This window comes from Glacieibacterium sp. (genome assembly GCF_965200405.1).
Lineage (GTDB): Bacteria > Pseudomonadota > Alphaproteobacteria > Sphingomonadales > Sphingomonadaceae > Glacieibacterium.
Genome location: NZ_OZ241356.1, coordinates 2,163,442 through 2,184,791, shown reverse-complemented (window position 1 = coordinate 2,184,791; position 21,350 = coordinate 2,163,442). Strand labels below are relative to the sequence as shown.

Genomic DNA, 21,350 nt, shown 5'->3' with positions numbered 1-21,350 from the left:
AGGCGGGCCCGGCGACCTTGCGCCGCGTCAGAAGTCGAGTTCGATCCGCGCGCCGGTGACATGCGCGCCATAGTCGGTGCGGCCGTTGGCCGGGATCGCGGCGCCCTTATAGTCGAGGTAGCCGTAATTCAGGTTGAACCTGAGATAGTTGATCGGCGTCCAGATGATCGCCGCCAGGTACGCGTCCTGCGTGCCGCCGCGGATGCGGCCGCTGTTCAGATCGAGATAGTCGTAGCGCAGATTGACCTGGACGGCGCCGATGCCGCCCTTGCCGAGCGGATGCTTGGGATCGGCGCCGCCGAAGATACCGCCCCGATAGCTGCGGCTGTCGCCCTTGGTCAGGAAATAGCCGACCTCGGCATAGGCACCGAAGAAGCGCGCGGTATCGTTGCCGGGGCGCTTCGCCTCCAGCCAATGACCTTCGGCAGCGGCGTGCAGCGGTCCGCGGATCGCCGCGGCCTCGACGCCATAGTTCAGCTCCTCCTCGACGTTGAGGACCGGGGTCGCCAGGATGCGACTGTTGCTGACGTGCAGGTACGGGCGCTGGCGATACCGCACCTGCGAATCGGTCAGGCGGGCAAGCTTGCGGCGGTGCGCCGAAGCGGCGGCATGGAACTGGGTGTCGCCGGCCTTGGGCGCATAGACGATGCGACCGTCGATGCTGAAACTGTTGTTCTCGTCGCCGCCGGACGGCCCATCGCTGGCGTTCGACAGAGCGGTGATGTCATCGGTGAAGATGCCGCCCTGGAGCAACAGCGCCTTGTGCTGATACTGGACCGAGACACCCAGCCGCCGCTCGAAATTGAAGGCATCGGTATAGGCGGCACGCTCCATGAACGACCCGGTGGTGTCGCCGGTCACTTCGTCGAGCGACTGGAACTGGTTCTGGTTGCCCAGCGTCACCAGCCACGGCTTGGCATCGTAGGTGACGAAGGTGTCGACCAGGTCGACCGCATTGTCGGACAGTTCGAGTTCCAGCTTGTAGCCGAAATTGCTGCCGAGCTTGCCTTCGCCGCCGAGACGGATGCGACGGAATTCGCTGGCGAAGCCGAAGCCGCGGTCACCGGTGCCGCGCGGCACGTCGACGATGCCGGTGTCGGCCTGGATGCGGCCCTTGACCTTGAACGCTCGGTCACCCGAACCGAACTGCGGCGATCCGCGCCACAGGATCGAGGTCGAGGCTTCCTTCGGCGCGGCGGCAGCGGGAGCGGCGGCAACGACAGGAGCCGGGGCGGCGGGTGCGGCCGCGACAGCAGCGGGCGCGGCTACGACGGCAGCGGGTGCCGCAGCGGCGGCGGTTTGCGGCTGATCCGGACCGAGGCGATCCTCCATCCGCTTCAGCTGCGCCTTGAGCGCCGCGACTTCACGGCGGAGGTCCTCGGCCTCCTGTTGCGAGATCGGCTCGGCCATGGCGGGTGCGTCGCAGCCCAGCGCAATGCCCGCCGCAAGGGTCGCATACATGCGCAGTGACATCGCGACCTCGCCGAAGGAAAACGCGCCGGCCCGATCGGCGCGGTGGAGCGCTACACGGGGCGGATGACACTTTCATGACAGGGCGCCGGGGTGCCGGCAGCCTGCCGAAGGCTCAGGGTTCCTTCTCGCCGGTCAGGGTGAAATCGATCCGGATCCGCACCCAGGCGCCGACCAGGACCTTGCCACCGATCCGCGGCGGGCGGACCAGGAATTGCCAGGCGGCGTTGCGGACACCGCGCGACAGGCCGGACCCGGGCGGCGATTCACCCAGCTCGACACAATCGTCGACGTGATAGCGCTCGATGGTGCGGCAGGCGATCTCGGCCCAGCTGTCCTTCGGCGCCCCGGTCTTGGGCATGTAGAACGACAGTTGCGCATGGGTCGGCTCGGTCTGCCACTCGGCCTGGTACAGCAGCTCGCCACCGGGGCCGGTGCTCTTGCCCAGCACCGGGCCATAGACCGGGCCACTGTCCTTGCCGGCGCCGGTGCCCTCGGCACTCTCGGTCGCGGGCGGTGCCGCGGTCGGGGCGACTGGCACCTTGGACAGGTCGAACGAGCCGACGTCGAGCAGCATCGACTGCAGCGACGGCGATGGCGGTGCAGACGGTGGCTTGGCGCGCGGCGTGACCGATCTCGGCGTCGACTTGGGTGCGCCGCCGCTGACCTTCTTGGCGCGCTTGGTCGCGGCGGGCGGGGTTCGCACCGGCGCGGGCGGCAGGAAGGTCATGGTGATCGGCGGCAGGTCCTTGGGTGGCAGGAAGGTGTTCGGCGGCGCCAGCAGGATCAGCACGGCGATCAGCCCGATATGGATCGCGATGACGATCAGCAGGATGATCGTGCGCCGGGCCAATGGCGCACGGCTCCGCTCGGAGACCTGACCGGCGGACGGCTCGCCCAGTGAGTTGGTTATGAGCGCCGAACGCATTGGCGGAGCGCCTAGCCCGCGCGCGTCCGCGCCGCAACCCGGACGCGGCGGCGCGGGTCGGCAATGCGACGCGTGCGAGGCAGGTTCACGGGCAAGGGACGCATCATGTTGAACGCTCGCAGAGGTCGTCGCCCTGCTGCGAACTACCGGCAACCCTACGCTGCAGGCTGATGCTTTCCCCTTGTGCAGCCGATGCTTAGCCTGCGAGCCGCTGGTCGAACGCGGCGCGGGCTTGCTCGACCTGCGCCAGGTGATCGCCCGCCCAGACCCAGACGCCGCAGAATGCCGCACCCAGGCTGAGGCCCAGCTCGGTCAGCCGGTACTCGACCTTGGGCGGCACCACCGGGTGGACGGTGCGCGTCACCAACCCGTCGCGCTCCATGTGCCGCAGCGTCTGGGTCAGCATCTTCTGGCTGATGCCGGGGACCAGCTTGCCGAGCTGGGTGAAGCGCAACTCGCCCTTCTCGGCCAGTTCCTCGAGGATCAGCATCGTCCATTTGTCCGCCACGCGTCCGATCAGTTCGGTGACCAGCGCCTCGATGCGTGGATCGATCTCGTCGGGCGGCGGGTTTTCCAGATAGGCCCTCGCCTCGGCGGTCTGTGCGGCGGTGAAGGCCGGCATGGTCGCTCTCCTTTTGGTTCGTACGGCACTTCGAGGTGCCTACTTTCTAATGGAGAGTGTGGCCATTATCTGGCTGTTCCGCAACCATGAGGAACATCCGGATGATCGTCACAGGCAATACCATTCTCATCACCGGCGGCGCGTCTGGCATCGGCCGCGCGCTGGCCGAGGAGTTTCACAAGCTCGGCAACACCGTCGTCATCGCCGGTCGCGGCCAGGCGGCACTCGACGAGGTGACGGCGGCCAATCCCGGCATGGCGTCGATCCGCCTCGACATCGGCGACGCGGCCGGGATCGAGACGTTTGCGGCCGAGCTGGTCGAGCGCTTTCCCGGACTGAACGCGGTGATCAACAACGCCGGGATCATGGTGCCGGAGGACGTCAAGGCGGGCGGCTATCTCGCCACTGCCGAGGCGACGATCGCGACCAACCTGCTTGGGCCGATTCGGTTGACGGCGGCGCTGCTGCCGCACCTGCTGGAGCAGCCGCGCGCCGCGGTACTGACCGTGTCCTCCGGGCTGGCGTTCTTGCCGTTGGCCGCGACGCCGACCTATTCCGCGACCAAGGCGGCGATCCATTCGTACTCAATGTCGCTGCGCCACCAGCTTGCGGGCACGTCGGTGGAGGTCATCGAGATCGCGCCGCCGTACGTCCAGACCGGCCTCATGGGCCCGCACCAGCATGTCGACCCCGCCGCCATGCCGCTCGCGGACTTCGCCGCCGAAGTCATGGCGATCCTGACCGACCAACCCGACGCCGCCGAGGTCATCGTCGGACGCTGCGCGCCGCTGCGCTTCGCCGCCGAACGCGGCACTTTCCAGCAGATGTTCGATCAGTGGAACCGGGCGCACTGAGCACCGCTTGACCGGGCGCAGCGTTGCGGCGACGCTGCGCCCGGGTCATCAGGGGAAAGCCTTTGCAAAGTCTCAGTCTTGCTGGCGCGGTGGCGCTGCTCGCGGCGGTCGCTACACCCGCCGCTGCCAAGCCCGACGCAAAGCTGCTCGCCGCCGCCACCGCCGCCCGCCCTGAACAGCTCAAGCTGCTGGAAACCATCGTCAATATCGACTCCGGCACCGGCGACGTCGCGGGCGGCACCAAGGTCGGCGCCATCCTCATCGAACAGCTCAAGGCCCTCGGCGCCACCGTCCGGACCGTGCCCGCCGAAATCCCCGGCCTGCCCGACAACATCGTCGCCACCGTCACCGGCACCGGCAAAACCCGCATCCTGATGATCGGCCACCTCGACACCGTCTTCGAACCCGGCACCGCCGCCCGCTGGCCCTACCGCGTCGAAGGCGACCGCGCCCACGGCCCCGGCGTCGGCGACGAGAAGGGCGGCGTCGTCCAAGGCATCACCGCCTTGAAATTATTGAAACAACTCGCTTTCCGCGATTTCGCCAAAATCACCATACTCATCGAATCCAGCGAAGAACGCGGCTCCCCCGGCACCCGCAAACTGATCGCCAGCCTGCTCGCCGACCACGACGTCGAACTCAACCTCGAACCCGGCGACGCCCCCGACAAGGTCACCGTCTGGCGCAAAGGCTCGACCGTCCTGACCATCGACGTCACCGGCAAGGCCGCCCATGCCGGGGTCGCGCCGCAGGACGGCCGCAACGCCGCGGTCGAACTTCTCCACCAACTCGGCGACCTCGACGCCTTCCCCCACACTGGCGACGGGCTGACCGTCAACCTGACCATGATGCAGGCGGGAAAACGCAACAACATCATCCCCGACCATGCCTCCGCCACCTTCAGCGTCCGCAACCGCGTGCCCGCCCAGATAGAGGAGGTCGTCGCCCGGCTGGAGAAAAATGCGCAGACCGTCGCGGTCCCCGGCACGACGGCGACGATCAAGCGCGAGGCCGCCTATCCGCCGCTCGCCACCAACGCCGCGACCGATGCGCTGGCCTCCCGGGCGACGGCGATCTACGCCGACCTCGGCCGGAAATTGGGCACCGGCGGCAATGGCGGCGCCTCGCAATCGGCGCTGGCGGCAGCGGCAGGCTTGCCCGCGCTCGACGGCCTCGGCCCGGCCGGCGGCAATTTCCACTCCGACGGCGAGTATATCGACCTGACCACGGTAACGCCGCGGCTGTACCTGCTCACTGCGCTGATCATGCAGCTCGGCAAGCAGGGCGCGCCGCCGCGTTACTAGCCGGCGGCTTCGAGGCCTTCCAGCGCACCGCGCCCGCGCTTCACCACCATCTTGTTGAGCGCGTTGACATAGGCCTTAGCGCTGGCGACCAGCGTGTCGTTGTGCGCCCCGGTGCCGCGCGTCGTCCGCCCGGCCTCCGACAGCACCACCGACACCTCCGCCTGTGCATCGGTGCCAGCGGTCACGGCATGGACCTGGTACAATTGCAGCGTCGTGCCGTCGTGGGGAACCAGCTTGCGCACCGCGTTGAACAGCGCGTCGACCGGGCCGTTGCCGCGCACCGCTGCGGTCGCCTCGACGCCGTCGATGTCGAGGGTGACGATGGCGCGGGCCGGGCCTGTGCCGCAGTGGATTTCTACCTCGATGACCTGGATCCGGTCGTGGCCGCGCAGCACTTCGTCGTCGACCAGAGCGACGATGTCCTCGTCGAATATGGTCTTTTTGGCATCGGCCAAGTCCTTGAAACGCTTGAATGCGTCGCCGAATTCATTGTCGCTGAGGTCGTAGCCGAGTTCGCCCAGCTTGGAGCGGAATGCTGCACGGCCGGAGTGCTTGCCGAGTACGAGATTGGTGGCGCCCTGGCCGACGCTGGCTGGGGTCATGATCTCGTAAGTCGATGAATCCTTTAGCATTCCGTCCTGGTGGATGCCGCTTTCGTGGGCGAAGGCGTTGGCGCCGACGATTGCTTTGTTGGCCTGGACCGCCATGCCGGTGATGCCGCTGACGAGGCGTGAGGCGCGGGTGATCTCGGTGGCGACGATGCCGGTGCGGACCGGCATGACGTCGCCGCGGACATGGATGGCCATGGCGATCTCCTCGATCGCGGCATTGCCGGCGCGTTCGCCAATGCCGTTGACCGTTGCCTCGACCTGGCGCGCGCCGGCCATGACCGCGGCCAGCGTGTTGGCCACCGCCAGCCCCAGGTCGTTGTGGCAGTGTGTCGAGAACAGCGCCTGGTCGGCGTTGGGTACGCGGTTGAGCACGTCCCGGAACATCGCGCCGTAGGTTTCGGGGGTCGCATAGCCGACGGTATCGGGCAGATTTATGGTCGTGGCGCCCGACTTGATCGCCAACTCGATGGTTCGGCACAGATAGTCGGGGTCGGAGCGCGTCGCGTCTTCGGCGGACCATTCGACGTCGCCGCACAGGTTGCGGGCATGGCTGACCGACAGGCGGATCGCCTCCAGCACTTCCTCGGGCGTCTTGTTGAGCTTGACCGCCATGTGCAGCGGCGACGTCGCGATGAAGGTGTGGATCCGCGGGTTGCGGGCGCCCTTCAGCGCCGCCCAGGCCCGGTCGATATCGCCGATCGAAGCACGCGCCAGGCTGGCGACGGTGGCGGTCTGGCACTGGCGGGCGACCTCGCGCACCGCCTCGAAGTCGCCGTCGGAGGCAATGGCGAAGCCCGCCTCGATGATGTCGACGCCGAGCGCCTCGAGCTGGGCGGCGACGCGCAGCTTCTCCTCGAGGTTCATCGAGCAGCCGGGTGACTGCTCGCCATCGCGCAGCGTCGTGTCGAAGATCTTGATCTGGTTGGTCATGGGTAGGCTCGCTTGGCTGTCGGTTCCGGGTTCTGGTCGGAATGTCCCTCAGGCGCGGCGGCGACCCCGAGGGGCCAACACGGACTGCGCGCCTAAGGGCGCGTAAGTCGAAGCAGCAAGGACGCGATGCGCAGCATAAGCGTCACCCTAGCCCGCGCCCGCTGCGGCTGTCCACAGTGAAACGGACCAAGCGCGAAACAACCGGCCTACCGAATGCCACCAACCCGCGGCACGGGCGTTGGCGCGGTCTTGGGAAAAGAGGAGATCATTTCCATGAAGACGATCCTAGTCGCCGCTTCCGTCGCAGCCATGATGATCGGTGGTGCAGCGTCGGCGCAGCAGGCCGGTTCGCACAACCCGGCGATCAAGAACAGCGACGTCCACACCACGCCATCGGCCAAGGGTGCCAACTCCTTCACCCAGGACCAGGCCATGAAGCGCATCCAGAAGGCGGGCTACACCGGCGTCACCGGTCTCGCCAAGGATGCCAATGGCGTCTGGCAGGGCACCGCGATGAAGGGCGGCAAGTCGGTCGCGGTCGGTCTCGACTACAAGGGCAACGTCTCGGTTCGCTAGACTGAATTCATTGGAGATTTGACATGACCAAGACCATCACCCGCCTGTTCGACAACCGCGCCGACGCCGAGCGTGCCGCGCACGAGCTGGAGAGCATCGGCGTCGATCGCGACGACATCAGCATCGTTGCCAGCGGCGGCGACAGCGCTGCCTCGACCAGCGCCTACGACAGCGACACCGGCACGACCGGCGCCGCGACGACCGGCGGCGTCTTCGGCAGCGATACGGCCGCGACGACGGGCCACGAGGGCCATAGCCACGACGTGACCGACGTCAACGATCACGGTGACGTGTCGCGCGGCGTCTCGACGGGCGCAGCGATCGGCGGCGTCGGCGGCCTGCTCGCCGGTCTCGGCCTGCTCGCGATCCCCGGCCTCGGCCCGGTGGTCGCCGCCGGCTGGCTGGTCGCAGCAGTCACCGGTGCCGGCATCGGCGCGGCAGGCGGCGGCGCGACCGGCAGCATCGTCGGCGCGTTGAAGAACGCCGGCCATTCCGACGAGGAAGCCAACGTCTACTCCGAGGGTGTTCGCCGCGGTGGCACGCTGGTCAGCGCCCGCATCGACGATTCGCTGGTGACGCAGGCGGATGCCGTCCTGCAGCGCTACAACGCCGTCGACGCGACGACGCGCGGTGCCGACTATCGCAGCACCGGCTGGACCGGCTTCGATGCCAATGCGACGGCGTACAGCGACCAGAACGAGCGTGATGTCACCCGGCACAATTCGTCGGTCTAAGATCATCGCCTGACGATGAAAGCCCGCTCGCCGACCGGCGGGCGGGCTTTTTTCGTGGTGCCGACCGTCGAACCTTTCGGCACCTCCAACCGTGCTGTTCGGTACCAAGCTGGATGTGTTTTTAAGTATTGAGAATCCCTTACGGACCTCAATTACGGCGATTGTGCTTGCGGTGGAACGACTTATAATAGTATCGGCTCCGACACGAAGTTTGTGTCAGGTTCTCGCGTGGGTATCATCGATTTCAGCCAATTCGCTACGGTCAACCCCCGCAACCGGTCGACCGACATGACCTATAGCCCGCTGTTCCAGGGCAAGCTTGGCGCTGTCATGGAGTATGTCTACTCGATCTCGCCACAGGCACTGACCGGCCTCGAAATCGATTGCACCGAGTTCGGCCAGCACCCGATCTCCGTCGCCAAGGCGATTGCCCTAACCCGCGCCAGCTGAGGCTTCGGTCGATGTACCGCTGCACCGGGCGCCGCGCTCGATCTGCCGCGCCGGTTCACGCACATGAAAACAGCGAGCGCGCCGTGGCACGCCCGCTGTTCACTTCGCCGGGCGATCCCGGCGAACGTTTCGCGACTAGGCGGTAGCGAGGCTGTCGCGACGGCGACGGGCGACGGCACCGATCATGCCGAAGCCACCGATCATCAACGCCCAGCTGGCTGGCTCTGGAACCGCGGCAGCTTCGGTGAACAGCGCCAGTCGGCCGACGATCTCGGCTGAGTTGACGGCGCCTTCGCGGGTCAGGAAGTTGGTGACGTGGTCGGTACCGTTGGTGACGAAGCCCGTCACGTCGAGCGTGTAGGCAACGCCGTCGATCATGAAGCTGTCCGACTGCGAGATGAAGTTGACGTTGACGCGATCGGCACAGCCATCGATGTTGACGCCCTGGTTGTTGGCACCGCCATAGGCACATGGCTCGGCGCTGTTCGGCGTCTCGTCGTGGCTGAACTGGTACAGGAACGACCGCGAGCCGATCGACAATCCATCGATATCGACGTCGGCGCTGAACAGCAGCTTCATCGCAGTGATCGACGTTCCCGAGCTGATCGGAAAGTTGATGTGCTGGAACGTCCCGAGCGAGATCAGTGCTGTCGAAGACACCGGAGGCAATGCCGTCGCCGAGATCGTGCTCGGCGTCGTGAAGGTGTAGCCGGACTGGCCCGCACCGGAAGGCGTTCCCCATGACGCGCTCGTGTTGCTGGTGCCGCCGCCGGCATAGGTGATTGCCGGCGAGGACGGGCTGAGCAACTGCCCACCAAAGAACGATCCGGTGATGTTGCTGAACGTCACGACCGCTGCCGATGCACTATTCGCTGCGATGGATCCAAGGCATGCAAGTGCAAGCCCGGCCCAACGGGCCGATTTAATCATGTTCATTCAATTTCCCCCGATTCCAGCAATAGATTGGCTGGGTGATGACGTTATTTAATTTGAACTACAGTCGTTCGATAGTCTGCATACGCCAGTAATTACCAAATCACTAACGGTAATTGTATAAACCTTGTCGAATAATCTTGGTCGGACTGTAAAAGCTCGTAAGTTACATCATACCAATCGCGCGAACGCGATCGGTACGAGGAAGCAGTCTTGTCCTGTCGGCTCAGGTTCTCGCGTGCGGTTGTTAAGTCTTCCTTGAGAACCGTTACGTTTCTGACATGCAACGATCATGCCATGACCTTTACCCTTCGATAAGGTGTGAGGCAGGTCTTCGGATTGTAAGCTCAACCTTACAGTTTCGCGTTGAGGCACCAATCTGAGGGTATCCCGCCTGGCGCCCACGGCCAGGTCGTCCAGGCTGCGCAGACCCTACGGGCCGGCGCCGCATCGAGGCGCCACGGTTGCAACTGCGCACGCCGGTTCGGGCAATGTTTTCCGTATTAACGCATGCGTAATAGTTATTGTCGGCGCCTTAGCTGCAGCCTAGCTTCGAACCAAGGCGGCACCAGGCCGCCAGCCCAGGGAGATCCGTCATGCCGTCGCGTCGCACCGCGTTCACTGCCCTTGCCCTGCTCGCCGCAGCGCCGGCGATGGCAACGCAAAAGCCCAGCCAGCTCATCGTCTTCGGCGACAGCCTGGTCGACGCCGGCAACCTCAAGGCACTTGTCGGCAGCGACCAGTTCACGCCCGCTTCGAAGGGTTATTTCCAGGGACGCTTCACCAACGGCCCCGACTACACCGACCTGCTCAACCGGCGCTTCTACGGCAGCTTCCAGTCCCCTGCTCTCGCGGGCAGCGGCACCAACTATGCCATCGGCGGTGCCCGCGCGGTCGATACCGGTGACTTCATCCCCGACCTGGGGGCGCAGCTCGGCATTTATCTCGGCAGCCATGCCGTCGATACCAAGGCGCTCTATGTCATCAACATGGGCGGCAACGACGTTTTCGGGCTGCAGTCCGGCAATATCGGCAGCTATACGGCGGCGACGTACAGCGCGGCCTTTGTGGAGCGAATGACAAGTGCCGTGCAGACGCTGAGCAGCCTGGGCGCAACCCGGATCCTGGTTACCGGCGTGCCCAACACCACGCCCGTCGGCTTCGCGCTGGAAACGCAGCTACAGGCCGGGCTCGACATGCTGGAGCCGACACTGGGCGGCACCCAGTTGATCCGCTTCAGCTACCAGAACTTCCTCGGCCAGCTTGCCGCCGATCCGGTGGCATTCGGGGTCGCGCCGTTTACCGAGGCGGGGGCGTGCTTCGATCACCGGACGCCGGTGAACGGGCGGATCAACTGCGACGGCTTCACGACGGTGGACAACACCCACCCGATCGCGTCGATCCAGGCGGCGCTGTACCGCAGCGTATACGATGCCGCGGGCTTCGTGCCGGAGCCGGGGACCTGGGCGCTGATGATCGCGGGGTTCGGACTGGTCGGGACGGCGATGCGGCGGCGGGCGCGGCTGCAAGCGGCCTGACGCGCGCGGGCGTCGGGGGGATAAGTAGGAAAGGCGTCGTGGCAAAGCCACGCCGTCGGACGGGTTGAGCGCGGAAGTTGCGCTCACCCGCCGGCCGGGCTTGCGCGAGTCTGCGCGCTGCTCAGTGAACGCTGAGGAGCGTTCTCCGAGCTGCTTGCAGCCGCGCTAGCGCCGGAAAAGCGCATCCCCTTGCTGCTGCGCGGTCCCGACTTCCGTCGGCGCCGGGCCGTGCTCGGCGACATAGGCAGCCTGGACGCGCTCGGCGTTGAGCTGGTCGATCATCGCGGCGCGGTCGTCGTTGAACTTGCCTTCGTCGACGACGATCTCGATGCCGGCCTTCTTGGCGGCGGCGGCGACCAGCGCGTCCATCTCGCGCTGGGTCGTCAGGCCAAGCGTGACCGGGTCCTTCGCAGTGATGTTGGCGATGTTCCAATGGCTCTTGTCGCGGATCTTGGCGATCGTGTCCTTGGTCGTGCCGATCAGCTTGGAGATCTGGTTGTCGGTGATCTCGGGGTGATTGCGAACGATCCAGAAGATGCCGTCGGGCTTGTCCTGGCGCTTGCTGACCGGGGTGTAGCGCGGGCCCTTGGTGCGGCGCATCTGCTCGGGCTGCTTCTCCAGCTTGAGGCGCGCGGTCGGGTCGGCGGCGCAGCGGTCGATCTCGGCCTGGGTCAGCTCGTTGGAGCGGATCGGGTCGCGGCCGGTCAGCTTGGTCGCCGCGGTGTCGTCGGCGATCGCCTGGATTTCCAGGATGTGCAAACCGCAGAACTCGGCGATCTGCTGGAACGTCAGGGCAGTGTTGTCGACCAGCCAGGCGGCGGTAGCGTGCGGCATCAATGGGGTCATGGCGGTGCTTCCAAAATAGGAACAGCCGCCCCTCGCGGGACGGCTGCAAGCCTTCGATGTAGTCGCCCGCCACGGTATTATCAAGCAAAGTTCGGTGATAGTGGAGCGAAATGACCATCACCCGAGACGATACGCTGGCGCTCGACGCCGCCGATCCGCTGGCCTTCGCCCGTGCCCGCTTCACTATTCCGGAGGGGGTGACCTACCTCGACGGCAACTCGCTGGGCGCCCTGCCCCGGCGCACCGCGACCCGGGTGAGCGACACGATCACGCGCGAATGGGGCGAGGGGCTGATCCGCAGCTGGAACTCGCCGGCCGAGGGCGGCGCGGGCTGGATCGACCAGCCGGCCAAGGTCGGCGGCAAGATCGCGCGGCTGATCGGCGGACGGGCGGACGAGGTGATCGTCACCGACTCGACCTCGATCAACGTCTTCAAGCTGGCCGCTGCGGCGCTGCGGATGCGCCCGGGCCGCAAGGTGATCGTGGCGGAGGCGGACAACTTCCCGACCGACCTGTATATGTTGCAGGGACTTGCCCAGCTTGGCGGCGCGGAGCTGCGGGTTGTGCCGAGCGACGGCATTCTGGGCGCGCTGGGTGACGATGTCGCACTGTTGATGCTGATCCACACGCATTATCGCAGCGGGCGCGTCCACGACATGGCGGCGCTGACCGCAGCGGCTCATGCGGCGGGCGCGCTGGCATGCTGGGACCTCAGCCACTCGGCGGGCGCGGTCGAGGTCGATCTCGGCGCGGCACAGGCCGACATGGCGCTGGGCTGCGGCTATAAATTCCTGAACGGCGGCCCGGGCGCACCCGCCTACGCCTATGTCGCAGCGCGCCACCACGGCCAGTTCGAGCAGCCGCTGTCAGGGTGGATGGGCCATGCCGCACCCTTCGCGTTCGAGGGCGACTATCGCGCCGGCCCCGGGGTCAGGCGCCTACTGTCGGGCACCCCGCCGGTGATCGGCATGGCGGCACTCGGCGCCGGGGTCGCGACCTTCGACGGAGTCGACATGGCTGCGGCGGCGGCCAAGTCGCGCGCGCTCGGCGACCTGTTCATCACGCTGGTCGAGCAGCGCTGCCCGGAGTTCGGCATCGCCTGCCCACGCGACGGCCGCGGCGCCCAGGTCAGCCTGTCGCACGCGTCCGCCTATGCCATCATGCAGGCGCTGATCGGCCGCGGCGTCATCGGCGACTTCCGCGCGCCCGACATCCTGCGCTTCGGCTTTCCAGCGCTGTACGTGCGCAACATCGACGTCTGGCAGGCCGTCTCCGTGCTGGCGGCCGTCATGCAATCGGGGGAGTGGAAGGACGCGCAGCATCAGAAGCGGCGGGCCGTGACATGACCGGCGCGCACCAGCGGCCCGACCTCAGCTACGGCGACTACCTCGGCCTAGACAAGCTGCTCGCCGCCCAGCACCCGCGCTCCGCCAGCCATGACGAGCTGCTGTTCATAGTCATCCACCAGGCGTCGGAGCTGTGGATGAAGCTGTCGATCCATGAGCTGTCCGCCGCGCGCGCCTGTATCGCCGCCGACAACCTTGGCGGCGCCTTCAAGATGATCGCCCGGGTCAGCCGCATCCAGACCCAGCTGATCCAGAGCTGGGACGTGCTCGCGACGATGACCCCCAGCGACTACAACGCCTTCCGCCCCAGCTTGGGTCAGAGCAGCGGGTTTCAGTCGTACCAGTACCGCGAGCTGGAGTTCCTGCTCGGCAACAAGGGCGGCGCGGTCCTCGACGTTCACGAGAGCGACCCCGCGGTCCACGCCCACCTGCTCGCCGTGCATGCCTCGCCAAGCCTTTACGACGAATGCCTGCGCCTGCTCGCCCGCCGCGGCTTCCCCGTTAAGGCGGAGCGCGACTTCGCCCAGCCACACCGCGCCGACCCGGCGGTCGAGGCGGCATGGCTGGCTGTGTACCGCGAGCCCGAGCGCTACTGGGACCTGTACGAGCTGGCCGAGAAACTCGTCGACCTCGAGTTCCGTTTCCAGCAGTGGCGCTTCGCCCATATGAAAACCGTCGAGCGCATCATCGGCTACAAGCACGGCACCGGCGGCACCGGCGGCGTCTCCTACCTCGTCGAGGCGCTCGACAAGTCGTTCTTCCCCGAGCTGCTCAAGGTCAGGACGTCATTGTAAGCAGGATCTTGCCGACATGGTCGCCCGCCTCCATGCGGCGGTGGGCGTCCGCGGCCTCCGCGAGCGGGTAGACCTTGTCGGTCACGGCGTGCAGCTGGCCGTCGGCGAACAGCGGCCATGCGACGCGCTCCAGCTCCGCCGCGACCGCCGCCTTGAACGCTACGGGGCGCGAGCGCAGCATCGAGCCGCTCAGGTGCAGCCGCTTGCGCATCACGTCGCCGAAATTGACCTCGACTTTGGGGCCGCGCTGCAGGGCGATCGAGACGTGGCGCCCTTCGTCGGCGAGGCTGGCAATATTGCGCGGGATGTAATCGCCGCCGACCATGTCGAGCACGACCTCGACGCCCTTGCCGCCGGTGATCCGCGCCACCTCGGCGACGAAGTCCTGCGCCTTGTAATCGATCGCGTGATCCGCCCCGAGCGCCAGCGCCGCCGCGCACTTCGCCGCCGAGCCCGCCGTGACGATGACCTGCAATCCCAGCGCCTTGGACAACAGGATGGCGGTGACGCCGATGCCGCTGGTGCCGCCGTGGACCAGCGCCGTCTCGCCCGCTGCCGCGGCGCCGCGCTGGAACAGGTTCGACCAGACGGTGAAATACGTCTCGGGCAATCCCGCCGCATCGACCAGGCTCACGCCCTCGGGGACCGGCAGGCACTGCCCGGCCGGGGCGACCGCATATTCGGCATAGCCGCCGCCCGCGATCAGCGCGCAGACCTTGTCGCCCGGCTGCCAGCGCCCGCTGCCGGTGACGATCTCGCCCGAGACTTCCAGCCCGGGGATCGAGGGCGCGCCGGGCGGCATCGGGTACAGGCCCAGCCGCTGCAGCACGTCGGGCCGGTTGACCCCGGCTGCGGCGACGCGGATCAGCACCTCGCCCGGGCCTGCCACCGGCACGGGTCGCGTAACGGCCTTCAGCACCTCGGGTCCGCCCGCCTGCTCGGGATCGATCGCGGTCATCGTCGTGGGGATGGTCATGCCCGGATATTGACTCCACGGGCCGCCGGGTCAACTTTTCACCGCATGGACCTCGACGACATCATGCCCGCCCGCAAGGACGGCGATCCGCTCACCAGCCTGCTCCGCGAGGACCTCGACCGGCTGTCGCTGGCGGAGCTCGATACGCGGATCGCGCTGCTGGAGAGCGAACTCGTTCGCACCCGGGCCAAGCGCGAAGGTGCCGGCAAGTTCCGCAGCGCCGCCGACGAACTGTTCAAGCGCTGATCTAGGCGACCGGCGGCTCCAGCCCCGCAGCAACCAGGCGCCGCGCCAGCCCATCGCCGCTGCCGAAGACGATCCACAAGGGCGCCCCTGCCGCGGTGCCGAGCGCGCTCAGCACCGCGAAACCGCCGCCGAACAAGGCAACCATCGCGGTGGCGGCACCGACCCCGGCACGCTCGGCGGTACTGCGCTCGTCCCAGGCGTTGCGTTTGATCGCGTCGCCCAGCCGCCGAATGATCGGCCACGCCGTCGAGCCGTCGATCGTCGTTATGAAAGCGTCGCGCGCCTTGCTGAAACCGTCTTCACCATTGTCGCGGATGCGGAGCAGCGCGCCCGCCCAGGTAGCAAGGGCCTGTCGCTCCGCGGGCGTCGCGCCTTCCATGAGTTCGTCGGCGACCTGCGTCTCGAGCTTATTTATCATCTCGCCAGAATAGCATGGCGGCCGATGGATTCCAGGGTTGTTTGAGCCTCACGTTAACGTAAAGTAGGTTCAATCTCTGGGGAGAGCGCACCTTGAACTTCGACTTCAGCGACGACGCCAAGGCGTTGCGCGACCAGGCACGACGCTTCCTCGACGAGCGTGCCGGACCCAAGGTGGCGCGCGCCGCAATGGTCTCCGACGCGCCCTATGACACGATGCTGTGGAACGCCATCGTCGAGCTCGGCTGGCCCGCGGCACGTGTGCCCGAGGCGCATGGCGGGCTCGGCCTTGGCCCCGACGAAGCCTGTGTGCTGGCGGAGGAAATCGGCCGCAGCCTGGCACCGGTGCCGTTCATGTCGACCCTGCTCGCGACCGAGGCGCTGATCCTCGCCGGCTCGCACGAGCAGCAGGCCAAGTGGCTGCCCGGCATCGCCGCGGGATCGCTGATCGCCTGCACCGGCTGGGCGGAAGGCAACGCCGCCTCGCCCGCGACCGCCGCCGCCAAGGTCAGCGGCGACCGCATCACCGGTATCAAGGTGCCGATCGCCGACCTCACCGCCGCCGACATCGCGGTCGTCAGCGCCGTCGGCCCCGACGGAGTGCAGCTGTACCTGATCGACCTGACCGACCCCGGCATCACCCGCGAGGCGCAGGAGACGCTCGACCTCGTTCGTCGTCACGGCCGGCTGACCCTGACCAACGCCCCGGCCCAGCCGCTCGGCACCCCCGGCGACTATCAGGACTGGCTCGACCGCGCCGCCGTGCTGTCCGCCTTCGAAGCGCTCGGCACCGGCACCGCGGCGATGGACATGACCGTCGCCTATGCCAAGGAGCGCACTGCCTTCGGCCAGAAGATCGGGCGATACCAGGGCGTCAAACACAAGTGCGCCGACATGTACATCAAGCTCGAACTGGCCCGCGCGCACGCACTGCACGGCGCGTTTGCTATGCAGGACGGCGGTGGCGAACTGCGCCAGGCGGCATCGGCAGCCCGCGTCGCCAGCCTCGACGCGCTCGGTTACTGCGCCGAGGAGACGGTCCAGCTGCACGGCGGCATCGGCTTCACCTGGGAGAGCGACTGCCAGTTCTACTATCGCCGCAACCGCGCGCTGGTCGCCGGGCTGGGCGCGAAATCATGGTGGGCGGACCGGCTGGTGCGGACGCTCGAGCGCCGCAACGCCGTCGCAGCCTGAGGGAGCAGTAACATGGACTTCAACGACGCCCCCGCCGAAGCCGAGTACCGTGCCGCCGCGCGCGCCTGGCTGGAGGCCAACATCGGCGAGTACCGCGACCTGCCCGAGGACAGCCGCAGCAGCGAGGCCTTCGTCGCCCATGCCAAGGCCTGGCAGGCGAAGAAGCACGCCGCCGGCTACACCGGCATCACCTGGCCAAAGGCGATGGGCGGCCAGGGCCTCGGCCCGATGCAGTCGATCATCTACAACCAGGAGGAGAGCCGCTTCCACGCACCGACCAGCCTGTACGCTATCGGCCTCGGCATGTGCATCCCGACGGTGTTCAGCCACGGCACGCCCGAGGTCATCGGCCGCTATGTCGCCACCGCGCTGTCGGGCGAGGAGGTCTGGTGCCAGCTGTTCTCCGAGCCTGCGGCAGGCTCCGACCTCGCCGGCATCCGCACCCGCGCGGTGCGCGACGGCGACGCCAAAGACGCAGACTGGGTGATCGACGGCCAGAAGGTTTGGACCACCAACGCGCACCTGTCCGACTTCGGCATCATCGTCTGTCGTACCGATCCGTCGAAACCCAAGCACAAGGGCCTGACGATGTTCATCGTCGACATGCATGCCCCCGGCGTCGACGTGCGACCGCTCAAGCAGATGTCGGGCGGCAGCGACTTCAACGAGGTGTTCTTCACCGGCGTCAGGGTACCCGACAGTCACCGGCTGGGTGCCGAGGGTGACGGCTGGAAGGTCGCGCTGACGACGCTGATGCACGAGCGACTGGCGGTCGGTGGCAAGCCGCGCCACGCTCCGGGCTATGCGACGCTGATCGAACTGGCGCAGGGTATCGAAACCGAGCGCGGCGCCGCCATCGAGCAGACCGCCGTGCGCGACCGCATCGCCCAGACGTACATTGCCGACGAGGGTATCAAGCTAACCCAGATGCGTGCCCTGTCGGCGCTGTCGAAGGGCCAGATGCCCGGGCCTGAATCGTCGATCAGCAAGGTCGTCGTCGCCAAGACCATGCAGGACATGGCGGCCTTCGCCCTCGATCTCAGCGAGAGCGCCGGCTTCATGGTCGGCGAAGGCAATGTCGACATCGCACGCCTGCAGGGCAGCTATATCGGCGCGGCGGGCCTGCGGATCGCGGGAGGCACCGACGAGATCCTGCGCAACATCATCGCCGAGCGGGTGCTGGGCTTGCCCGGCGACTTGCGCCCTGACAAGGATGCGCCGTTCAACGCCAGCTGAGGACAATCCCATGAAGATCAATCGCACCGGTTCCGCAACCTGGAAGGGCGGCCTGAAGGACGGCGTCGGCTCGATCTCGACTCAGAGCGGCGCGTTGAAGGACTATCCTTACGGCTTTGCCAGCCGTTTCGAAGGGGTTGCCGGCTCGAACCCCGAGGAGCTGATCGGTGCCGCGCATGCGTCGTGCTTCACCATGGCGCTGTCGCTGATCCTCGGCGAGGCCGGCTTGAAGGCCGATCACATGAGCACCTCGGCGGTCGTCACGATCGAGTCGGTCGAGGGCGGCTTCGGGATTACCGCGTCGCACCTGACGCTGGAGGCCAGCATCCCCGGCATCGACCAGGCGAAGTTCGAGGAACTGACCGCTGCCGCCAAGGCCGGTTGCCCGGTGTCCAAGGTCCTCAACGCGACGATCACGCTGGACGCGAAGCTGGTCTAGACCACCGGGGTCAGGAGCGCCCGACCGGCGAAATGGGCGGCGAGGTTGTCGGCGACAAGCCGGGCCATCGCCGTCCGTGTCTCGGTCGTGGCGCTGCCGCGATGGGGCTGCAGGACGACATTATCCATCCCGAGCAAGGCGCTGGGGACATTGGGCTCGTCCATGAAGACGTCGAGGCCGGCACCGCCCAGTCGACCTTCGACCAGCGCCGAGACCAGCGCCGTCTCGTCGACGACATTACCGCGGGCGATGTTCACCAGCACGCCGTCCGGCCCGAGCGCCTCCAGCACCGCGGCATCGACCAGCCCGGCAGTGTCGGCGGCGCCCGGCACGACGACGATCAGGACCGATACCCTGGCCGCCAGATCGCGCAGGCTGGGGACGAAGGAATAGTCGACGCCGGGCTGCGCGTGGCGACCGGTATAGGAAATGCTCGCCATCATCGGGGCAGCGCGGGCGGCGATGGCCTTGCCGATGCGGCCGAGGCCGAGAATGCCCAGGTGGCGCCCGCTGGCGCTGCGACCGAGCGGGATCGAGGCGCCCGACGCCCAGCCGCCGTCACGGACATAGCGCTCGGCGGCATAGGTGCGGCGAAACACGGCGGTCATCAACGCGATCGCGAGGTCGGCGACGTCGTTGGTCAGGACGTCGGGCGTGTTGGTCACCCGGATGCCGCGCCGCCGCGCCGCATCGAGGTCGACGGCATCATAGCCGACGCCGTTGATCGCGATGATCTCCAACGACGGCAGCGCCTCGATCTGCGCCGTCGTCGCGCCGCGACCGCCGGAGGTGACCAGTGCTCGCGCCGACCGCGCTGCGGCGGGCCAGGTCGCAGGGTCGCTGCTGACCGGATGGAGTCGATAGGCGTCGGCAAGGCCCGGGACCAGGGCGGCGACGCTGGGTTCGAGAACGGCGATATCGGGCTGGCTCATGCCGTTCGACTAGAGCAATCGGCGGACCGGAAAAAGAGCGGAGAGGTCATTGCAGCCGGTGAAGGCTGCGGTATTCCTCGGCAATCCGGTAGTCGGAGCCGTCGGCCCCCAGGCTGCTTTCGAACAGCGCGAAGCCATCGACCCGAAAGCTGGTGTCCGCCAGTGCCACCAGCGGCACGAACCCCGCCGCGCCGCCGCCGCTGCCCCGCGAGAAACGCGCGATGGTGATGTGCGGCAGGAAGGCCCGGCCATCGGGCGCGATCCCCACCCGTCGCAGCGCCTGGTCGACCCGGGTGTGAAGCTCGCGGACCTGGTCATGCGGCGTCACCCCGATCCACAACGCGTCGATCCGGCCGCGCCGGTCGAAGACGCCGGGCAGCCCCAGCGCCAGTTCGAACGGCGCGATCCGCACCCCCGCCAGCGCGGCGGCGATGTCCCGTGCCTGGTGCCGGTCGACCTCGCCGATGAAGCGCAGCGTCAGGTGCAACTGGTCGTCGCGCTGCCACCGCGCCCCGGCGATGCCGCCCATCGCCGCGAGCAACCGGTCGCGGACGTCGGGGGGCGGCTGGATGGCGACGAACAGCCGGTGCACGCTATTTCAGCCGGTCGAGCGCCGCGGTCACGGTCGGCAGGATACCGCGAACGATCACCGCTACGCCGGCGGCGCTGGGGTGCACGCCGTCACCGATCTGCAGCCCCCGCCCGCCGAGCACGCCGTTCATGAAGAACGGGTACAGCACCGCCTTGTGCTGCTTCGCAAGGTCCGGGAAGATCGCGTTGAATTCACGCCCATAACCCGCGCCGAGGTTTGGCGACGCCAGCATCCCGGCCAGCACGACGGGTATGCCGCGCTTGCCGAACTCGGTCAGCATCGCATCGAGGTTGGCGCGCGCCACGGTCGGCGACTGGCCGCGCAGCATGTCGTTGGCGCCGAGCTCGAGGATGACCAGGTCGGGCTTCGCCTTCATGCCGGTCAACACCCAGTTGAGGCGGGCGCGGCCCTGTGTCGTGGTGTCGCCCGAGACGCCGGCATTATGGACGGTGACGGCCCTGCCCTGCTTGCGCAGCGCCGCCTCCAGTTGCGCCGGAAAGCTCTCGGCCGGGCGCAGCTGATAGCCGGCGGTCAGGCTGTCGCCGAACGCCAGGATGGTGCGAGGCTGAGTGGCCGCAGATACGGGAACGGCGAACAGGCTCATGATGGCGGCAATCAACAGGTGGCAAAGCGCGGCGGAAGCGCCATATCGGTGTAACGCCTGTCTCATTCCAGACCCTTCGAAAGCTTGCATGACCACTGATATCGTCATCGCGGCGCGCGATGTCACCCTGAAGCTTGGTCGCGGCGAGGCGGCGGTGCAGATCCTGCGGGGTATCGACCTGTCGGTGGCCGCCGGCGAGCGCGTCGCGATCCTCGGGCCGTCGGGCTCGGGCAAGTCGTCGCTGATGGCGATCCTGGCGGGGCTGGAGCGCGCCACCTCGGGCAAGGTCGAGGTCGCGGGCAGCGACTTCACGACGCTGGACGAGGACGGTCTGGCGCGCGCCCGACGTGGCCGCATCGGCATCGTGCTGCAGGCGTTTCACCTAATCCCGACGATGACGGCGTTGGAGAATGTCGCCGTACCGCTGGAACTGGCGGGCCGCGCAGATGCGCTGGGAACGGCACGGGCGGAGCTGGAGGCGGTCGGGCTGGGCCATCGGTTGACGCACTACCCCTCACAATTGTCGGGCGGCGAGCAACAGCGCGTGGCGATCGCTCGGGCGACTGCGCCGGGCCCGGTGCTGCTGTTCGCTGACGAGCCAACGGGGAACCTCGACGCGACGACGGGCGGCGGCATCGTCGAGCTGATCTTCGACCGGGCGGCGCGGTCGGGAGCGACGCTGGTGCTTATCACTCACGACGTTAGCCTGGCCGCGCGCTGCGACCGGATCATCGAAATGCGCGACGGCGTCGTGGCGAGCGACCGGAAGGCGATTTGA

The 21,350-nt window shown here is 67.4% G+C and carries 24 protein-coding genes; 13 read left to right on the top strand and 11 right to left on the bottom strand.

Annotated elements, in window-relative coordinates:
- Positions 1-27: 27 nt before the first annotated feature.
- The 3 genes from ACOFKW_RS10245 to ACOFKW_RS10235 all read right to left on the bottom strand — a co-directional run bounded on the left by ACOFKW_RS10245 (position 28) and on the right by ACOFKW_RS10235 (position 3,020).
- Positions 28-1,461: an OprO/OprP family phosphate-selective porin gene (locus ACOFKW_RS10245; RefSeq protein WP_419814054.1), complete on the bottom strand. Its 1,434-nt coding sequence runs from the start codon at positions 1,459-1,461 to the stop codon at positions 28-30.
- 124 nt (positions 1,462-1,585) lie between these two features.
- Positions 1,586-2,398, bottom strand: coding sequence for a hypothetical protein (locus ACOFKW_RS10240; protein WP_419814053.1), 813 nt, complete (start codon positions 2,396-2,398; stop codon positions 1,586-1,588).
- A gap of 196 nt (positions 2,399-2,594) precedes the next feature.
- On the bottom strand, positions 2,595-3,020 hold the full coding sequence (locus tag ACOFKW_RS10235) for a winged helix-turn-helix transcriptional regulator (RefSeq protein ID WP_419814052.1): 426 nt from the start codon (positions 3,018-3,020) through the stop codon (positions 2,595-2,597).
- A gap of 101 nt (positions 3,021-3,121) precedes the next feature.
- Here ACOFKW_RS10235 and ACOFKW_RS10230 point away from each other — a divergent pair, with 101 nt between their 5' ends.
- Together ACOFKW_RS10230 and ACOFKW_RS10225 are read left to right on the top strand one after the other, a co-directional pair.
- On the top strand, positions 3,122-3,874 hold the full coding sequence (locus tag ACOFKW_RS10230) for an SDR family oxidoreductase (RefSeq protein WP_419814051.1): 753 nt from the start codon (positions 3,122-3,124) through the stop codon (positions 3,872-3,874).
- A gap of 62 nt (positions 3,875-3,936) precedes the next feature.
- Entirely contained in the window at positions 3,937-5,178 is a 1,242-nt protein-coding gene (locus tag ACOFKW_RS10225; RefSeq protein ID WP_419814050.1) for a glutamate carboxypeptidase, read from the top strand.
- Here ACOFKW_RS10225 and ACOFKW_RS10220 read toward each other — a convergent pair.
- A complete protein-coding gene (locus ACOFKW_RS10220; protein ID WP_419814049.1) occupies positions 5,175-6,719 on the bottom strand; it encodes a 2-isopropylmalate synthase in 1,545 nt (514 codons plus the stop codon). The genes ACOFKW_RS10225 and ACOFKW_RS10220 overlap by 4 nt on opposite strands.
- Positions 6,720-6,992: 273 nt before the next feature.
- Here ACOFKW_RS10220 and ACOFKW_RS10215 point away from each other — a divergent pair, with 273 nt between their 5' ends.
- From ACOFKW_RS10215 to ACOFKW_RS10205, 3 genes are all read left to right on the top strand, one after another.
- The gene (locus ACOFKW_RS10215) at positions 6,993-7,295 is read left to right on the top strand and encodes a hypothetical protein (RefSeq protein ID WP_419814048.1); all 303 of its coding nucleotides are present in this window, start codon (positions 6,993-6,995) and stop codon (positions 7,293-7,295) included.
- Between the two features lie 23 nt (positions 7,296-7,318).
- Complete coding sequence (locus ACOFKW_RS10210; RefSeq protein WP_419814047.1) at positions 7,319-8,029, top strand: hypothetical protein; 711 nt, start codon at positions 7,319-7,321, stop codon at positions 8,027-8,029.
- 228 nt (positions 8,030-8,257) lie between these two features.
- On the top strand, positions 8,258-8,479 hold the full coding sequence (locus ACOFKW_RS10205) for a hypothetical protein (RefSeq protein ID WP_419814046.1): 222 nt from the start codon (positions 8,258-8,260) through the stop codon (positions 8,477-8,479).
- A 135-nt stretch (positions 8,480-8,614) separates the two neighbouring features.
- On the opposite strand, the gene ACOFKW_RS10200 is transcribed toward ACOFKW_RS10205, so the two are convergent.
- Positions 8,615-9,328 carry a THxN family PEP-CTERM protein gene (locus tag ACOFKW_RS10200; RefSeq protein ID WP_419814045.1) on the bottom strand — a complete coding sequence of 238 codons (714 nt, stop codon included), beginning with the start codon at positions 9,326-9,328 and terminating at the stop codon, positions 8,615-8,617.
- Between the two features lie 680 nt (positions 9,329-10,008).
- On the opposite strand from ACOFKW_RS10200, the gene ACOFKW_RS10195 reads away from it, so the two are divergent.
- On the top strand, positions 10,009-10,950 hold the full coding sequence (locus tag ACOFKW_RS10195) for a PEPxxWA-CTERM sorting domain-containing protein (protein WP_419814044.1): 942 nt from the start codon (positions 10,009-10,011) through the stop codon (positions 10,948-10,950).
- A 165-nt stretch (positions 10,951-11,115) separates the two neighbouring features.
- On the opposite strand, the gene ACOFKW_RS10190 is transcribed toward ACOFKW_RS10195, so the two are convergent.
- Positions 11,116-11,796 (bottom strand): cell cycle transcriptional regulator TrcR, encoded by a 681-nt coding sequence (locus ACOFKW_RS10190; protein WP_419814043.1) that lies wholly within the window; start codon positions 11,794-11,796, stop codon positions 11,116-11,118.
- A gap of 110 nt (positions 11,797-11,906) precedes the next feature.
- Between ACOFKW_RS10190 and kynU the strand changes: the two genes are divergently transcribed.
- Both kynU and ACOFKW_RS10180 read left to right on the top strand, forming a co-directional pair.
- Positions 11,907-13,142: a kynureninase gene (gene kynU / locus ACOFKW_RS10185; protein ID WP_419814042.1), complete on the top strand. Its 1,236-nt coding sequence runs from the start codon at positions 11,907-11,909 to the stop codon at positions 13,140-13,142.
- Positions 13,139-13,936, top strand: a complete 798-nt coding sequence (locus tag ACOFKW_RS10180) for a tryptophan 2,3-dioxygenase (RefSeq protein ID WP_419814041.1) — start codon at positions 13,139-13,141, stop codon at positions 13,934-13,936. Before kynU ends, ACOFKW_RS10180 begins: the two co-directional genes overlap by 4 nt.
- Here the strand turns inward: ACOFKW_RS10180 and ACOFKW_RS10175 are convergent.
- Positions 13,920-14,912 (bottom strand): NAD(P)H-quinone oxidoreductase, encoded by a 993-nt coding sequence (locus ACOFKW_RS10175; protein ID WP_419814040.1) that lies wholly within the window; start codon positions 14,910-14,912, stop codon positions 13,920-13,922. The two genes, ACOFKW_RS10180 and ACOFKW_RS10175, sit on opposite strands and share 17 nt — an antisense overlap.
- Before the next feature lie 45 nt (positions 14,913-14,957).
- Between ACOFKW_RS10175 and ACOFKW_RS10170 the strand changes: the two genes are divergently transcribed.
- The gene (locus tag ACOFKW_RS10170; RefSeq protein ID WP_419814039.1) at positions 14,958-15,158 is read left to right on the top strand and encodes a DUF1192 family protein; all 201 of its coding nucleotides are present in this window, start codon (positions 14,958-14,960) and stop codon (positions 15,156-15,158) included.
- Position 15,159: 1 nt separating this feature from the next.
- Here ACOFKW_RS10170 and ACOFKW_RS10165 read toward each other — a convergent pair whose 3' ends face one another.
- Entirely contained in the window at positions 15,160-15,576 is a 417-nt protein-coding gene (locus tag ACOFKW_RS10165; RefSeq protein WP_419814038.1) for a hypothetical protein, read from the bottom strand.
- A gap of 92 nt (positions 15,577-15,668) precedes the next feature.
- Between ACOFKW_RS10165 and ACOFKW_RS10160 the strand changes: the two genes are divergently transcribed.
- Genes ACOFKW_RS10160 through ACOFKW_RS10150 form a run of 3 tightly spaced genes read left to right on the top strand, consistent with a single transcriptional unit; the run spans position 15,669 to position 18,444 of the window.
- Positions 15,669-16,769: an acyl-CoA dehydrogenase family protein gene (locus ACOFKW_RS10160; RefSeq protein ID WP_419814037.1), complete on the top strand. Its 1,101-nt coding sequence runs from the start codon at positions 15,669-15,671 to the stop codon at positions 16,767-16,769.
- 12 nt (positions 16,770-16,781) lie between these two features.
- Positions 16,782-18,005, top strand: coding sequence for an acyl-CoA dehydrogenase family protein (locus tag ACOFKW_RS10155; RefSeq protein ID WP_419814036.1), 1,224 nt, complete (start codon positions 16,782-16,784; stop codon positions 18,003-18,005).
- A 10-nt stretch (positions 18,006-18,015) separates the two neighbouring features.
- Entirely contained in the window at positions 18,016-18,444 is a 429-nt protein-coding gene (locus ACOFKW_RS10150; protein WP_419814035.1) for an OsmC family protein, read from the top strand.
- Here ACOFKW_RS10150 and ACOFKW_RS10145 read toward each other — a convergent pair.
- From ACOFKW_RS10145 to ACOFKW_RS10135, 3 genes are read right to left on the bottom strand one after another with little or no spacing between them, the layout of a single operon-like run.
- Positions 18,441-19,376, bottom strand: coding sequence for a 2-hydroxyacid dehydrogenase (locus tag ACOFKW_RS10145; RefSeq protein WP_419814034.1), 936 nt, complete (start codon positions 19,374-19,376; stop codon positions 18,441-18,443). The two genes, ACOFKW_RS10150 and ACOFKW_RS10145, sit on opposite strands and share 4 nt — an antisense overlap.
- A 46-nt stretch (positions 19,377-19,422) precedes the next feature.
- A complete protein-coding gene (gene thpR / locus ACOFKW_RS10140) occupies positions 19,423-19,968 on the bottom strand; it encodes an RNA 2',3'-cyclic phosphodiesterase (protein WP_419814033.1) in 546 nt (181 codons plus the stop codon).
- Between the two features lies 1 nt (position 19,969).
- Complete coding sequence (locus ACOFKW_RS10135) at positions 19,970-20,572, bottom strand: arylesterase (RefSeq protein WP_419814032.1); 603 nt, start codon at positions 20,570-20,572, stop codon at positions 19,970-19,972.
- 88 nt (positions 20,573-20,660) lie between these two features.
- On the opposite strand from ACOFKW_RS10135, the gene ACOFKW_RS10130 reads away from it, so the two are divergent.
- Complete coding sequence (locus ACOFKW_RS10130; protein ID WP_419814031.1) at positions 20,661-21,350, top strand: ABC transporter ATP-binding protein; 690 nt, start codon at positions 20,661-20,663, stop codon at positions 21,348-21,350.

Bases quoted from the DNA above. Each gene is read 5' to 3' on its own strand.
- ACOFKW_RS10245 (WP_419814054.1), bottom strand. From the start codon at position 1,461: ATGTATGCGACCCTTGCGGCGGGCATTGCGCTGGGCTGCGACGCACCC.
- ACOFKW_RS10240 (WP_419814053.1), bottom strand. From the start codon at position 2,398: ATGCGTTCGGCGCTCATAACCAACTCACTGGGCGAGCCGTCCGCCGGT.
- ACOFKW_RS10235 (WP_419814052.1), bottom strand. From the start codon at position 3,020: ATGCCGGCCTTCACCGCCGCACAGACCGCCGAGGCGAGGGCCTATCTG.
- ACOFKW_RS10230 (WP_419814051.1), top strand. From the start codon at position 3,122: ATGATCGTCACAGGCAATACCATTCTCATCACCGGCGGCGCGTCTGGC.
- ACOFKW_RS10220 (WP_419814049.1), bottom strand. From the start codon at position 6,719: ATGACCAACCAGATCAAGATCTTCGACACGACGCTGCGCGATGGCGAG.
- ACOFKW_RS10215 (WP_419814048.1), top strand. From the start codon at position 6,993: ATGAAGACGATCCTAGTCGCCGCTTCCGTCGCAGCCATGATGATCGGT.
- ACOFKW_RS10210 (WP_419814047.1), top strand. From the start codon at position 7,319: ATGACCAAGACCATCACCCGCCTGTTCGACAACCGCGCCGACGCCGAG.
- ACOFKW_RS10195 (WP_419814044.1), top strand. From the start codon at position 10,009: ATGCCGTCGCGTCGCACCGCGTTCACTGCCCTTGCCCTGCTCGCCGCA.
- ACOFKW_RS10190 (WP_419814043.1), bottom strand. From the start codon at position 11,796: ATGACCCCATTGATGCCGCACGCTACCGCCGCCTGGCTGGTCGACAAC.
- kynU (WP_419814042.1), top strand. From the start codon at position 11,907: ATGACCATCACCCGAGACGATACGCTGGCGCTCGACGCCGCCGATCCG.
- ACOFKW_RS10180 (WP_419814041.1), top strand. From the start codon at position 13,139: ATGACCGGCGCGCACCAGCGGCCCGACCTCAGCTACGGCGACTACCTC.
- ACOFKW_RS10175 (WP_419814040.1), bottom strand. From the start codon at position 14,912: ATGACCATCCCCACGACGATGACCGCGATCGATCCCGAGCAGGCGGGC.
- ACOFKW_RS10170 (WP_419814039.1), top strand. From the start codon at position 14,958: ATGGACCTCGACGACATCATGCCCGCCCGCAAGGACGGCGATCCGCTC.
- ACOFKW_RS10165 (WP_419814038.1), bottom strand. From the start codon at position 15,576: ATGATAAATAAGCTCGAGACGCAGGTCGCCGACGAACTCATGGAAGGC.
- ACOFKW_RS10155 (WP_419814036.1), top strand. From the start codon at position 16,782: ATGGACTTCAACGACGCCCCCGCCGAAGCCGAGTACCGTGCCGCCGCG.
- ACOFKW_RS10150 (WP_419814035.1), top strand. From the start codon at position 18,016: ATGAAGATCAATCGCACCGGTTCCGCAACCTGGAAGGGCGGCCTGAAG.
- ACOFKW_RS10145 (WP_419814034.1), bottom strand. From the start codon at position 19,376: ATGAGCCAGCCCGATATCGCCGTTCTCGAACCCAGCGTCGCCGCCCTG.
- ACOFKW_RS10135 (WP_419814032.1), bottom strand. From the start codon at position 20,572: ATGAGCCTGTTCGCCGTTCCCGTATCTGCGGCCACTCAGCCTCGCACC.
- ACOFKW_RS10130 (WP_419814031.1), top strand. From the start codon at position 20,661: ATGACCACTGATATCGTCATCGCGGCGCGCGATGTCACCCTGAAGCTT.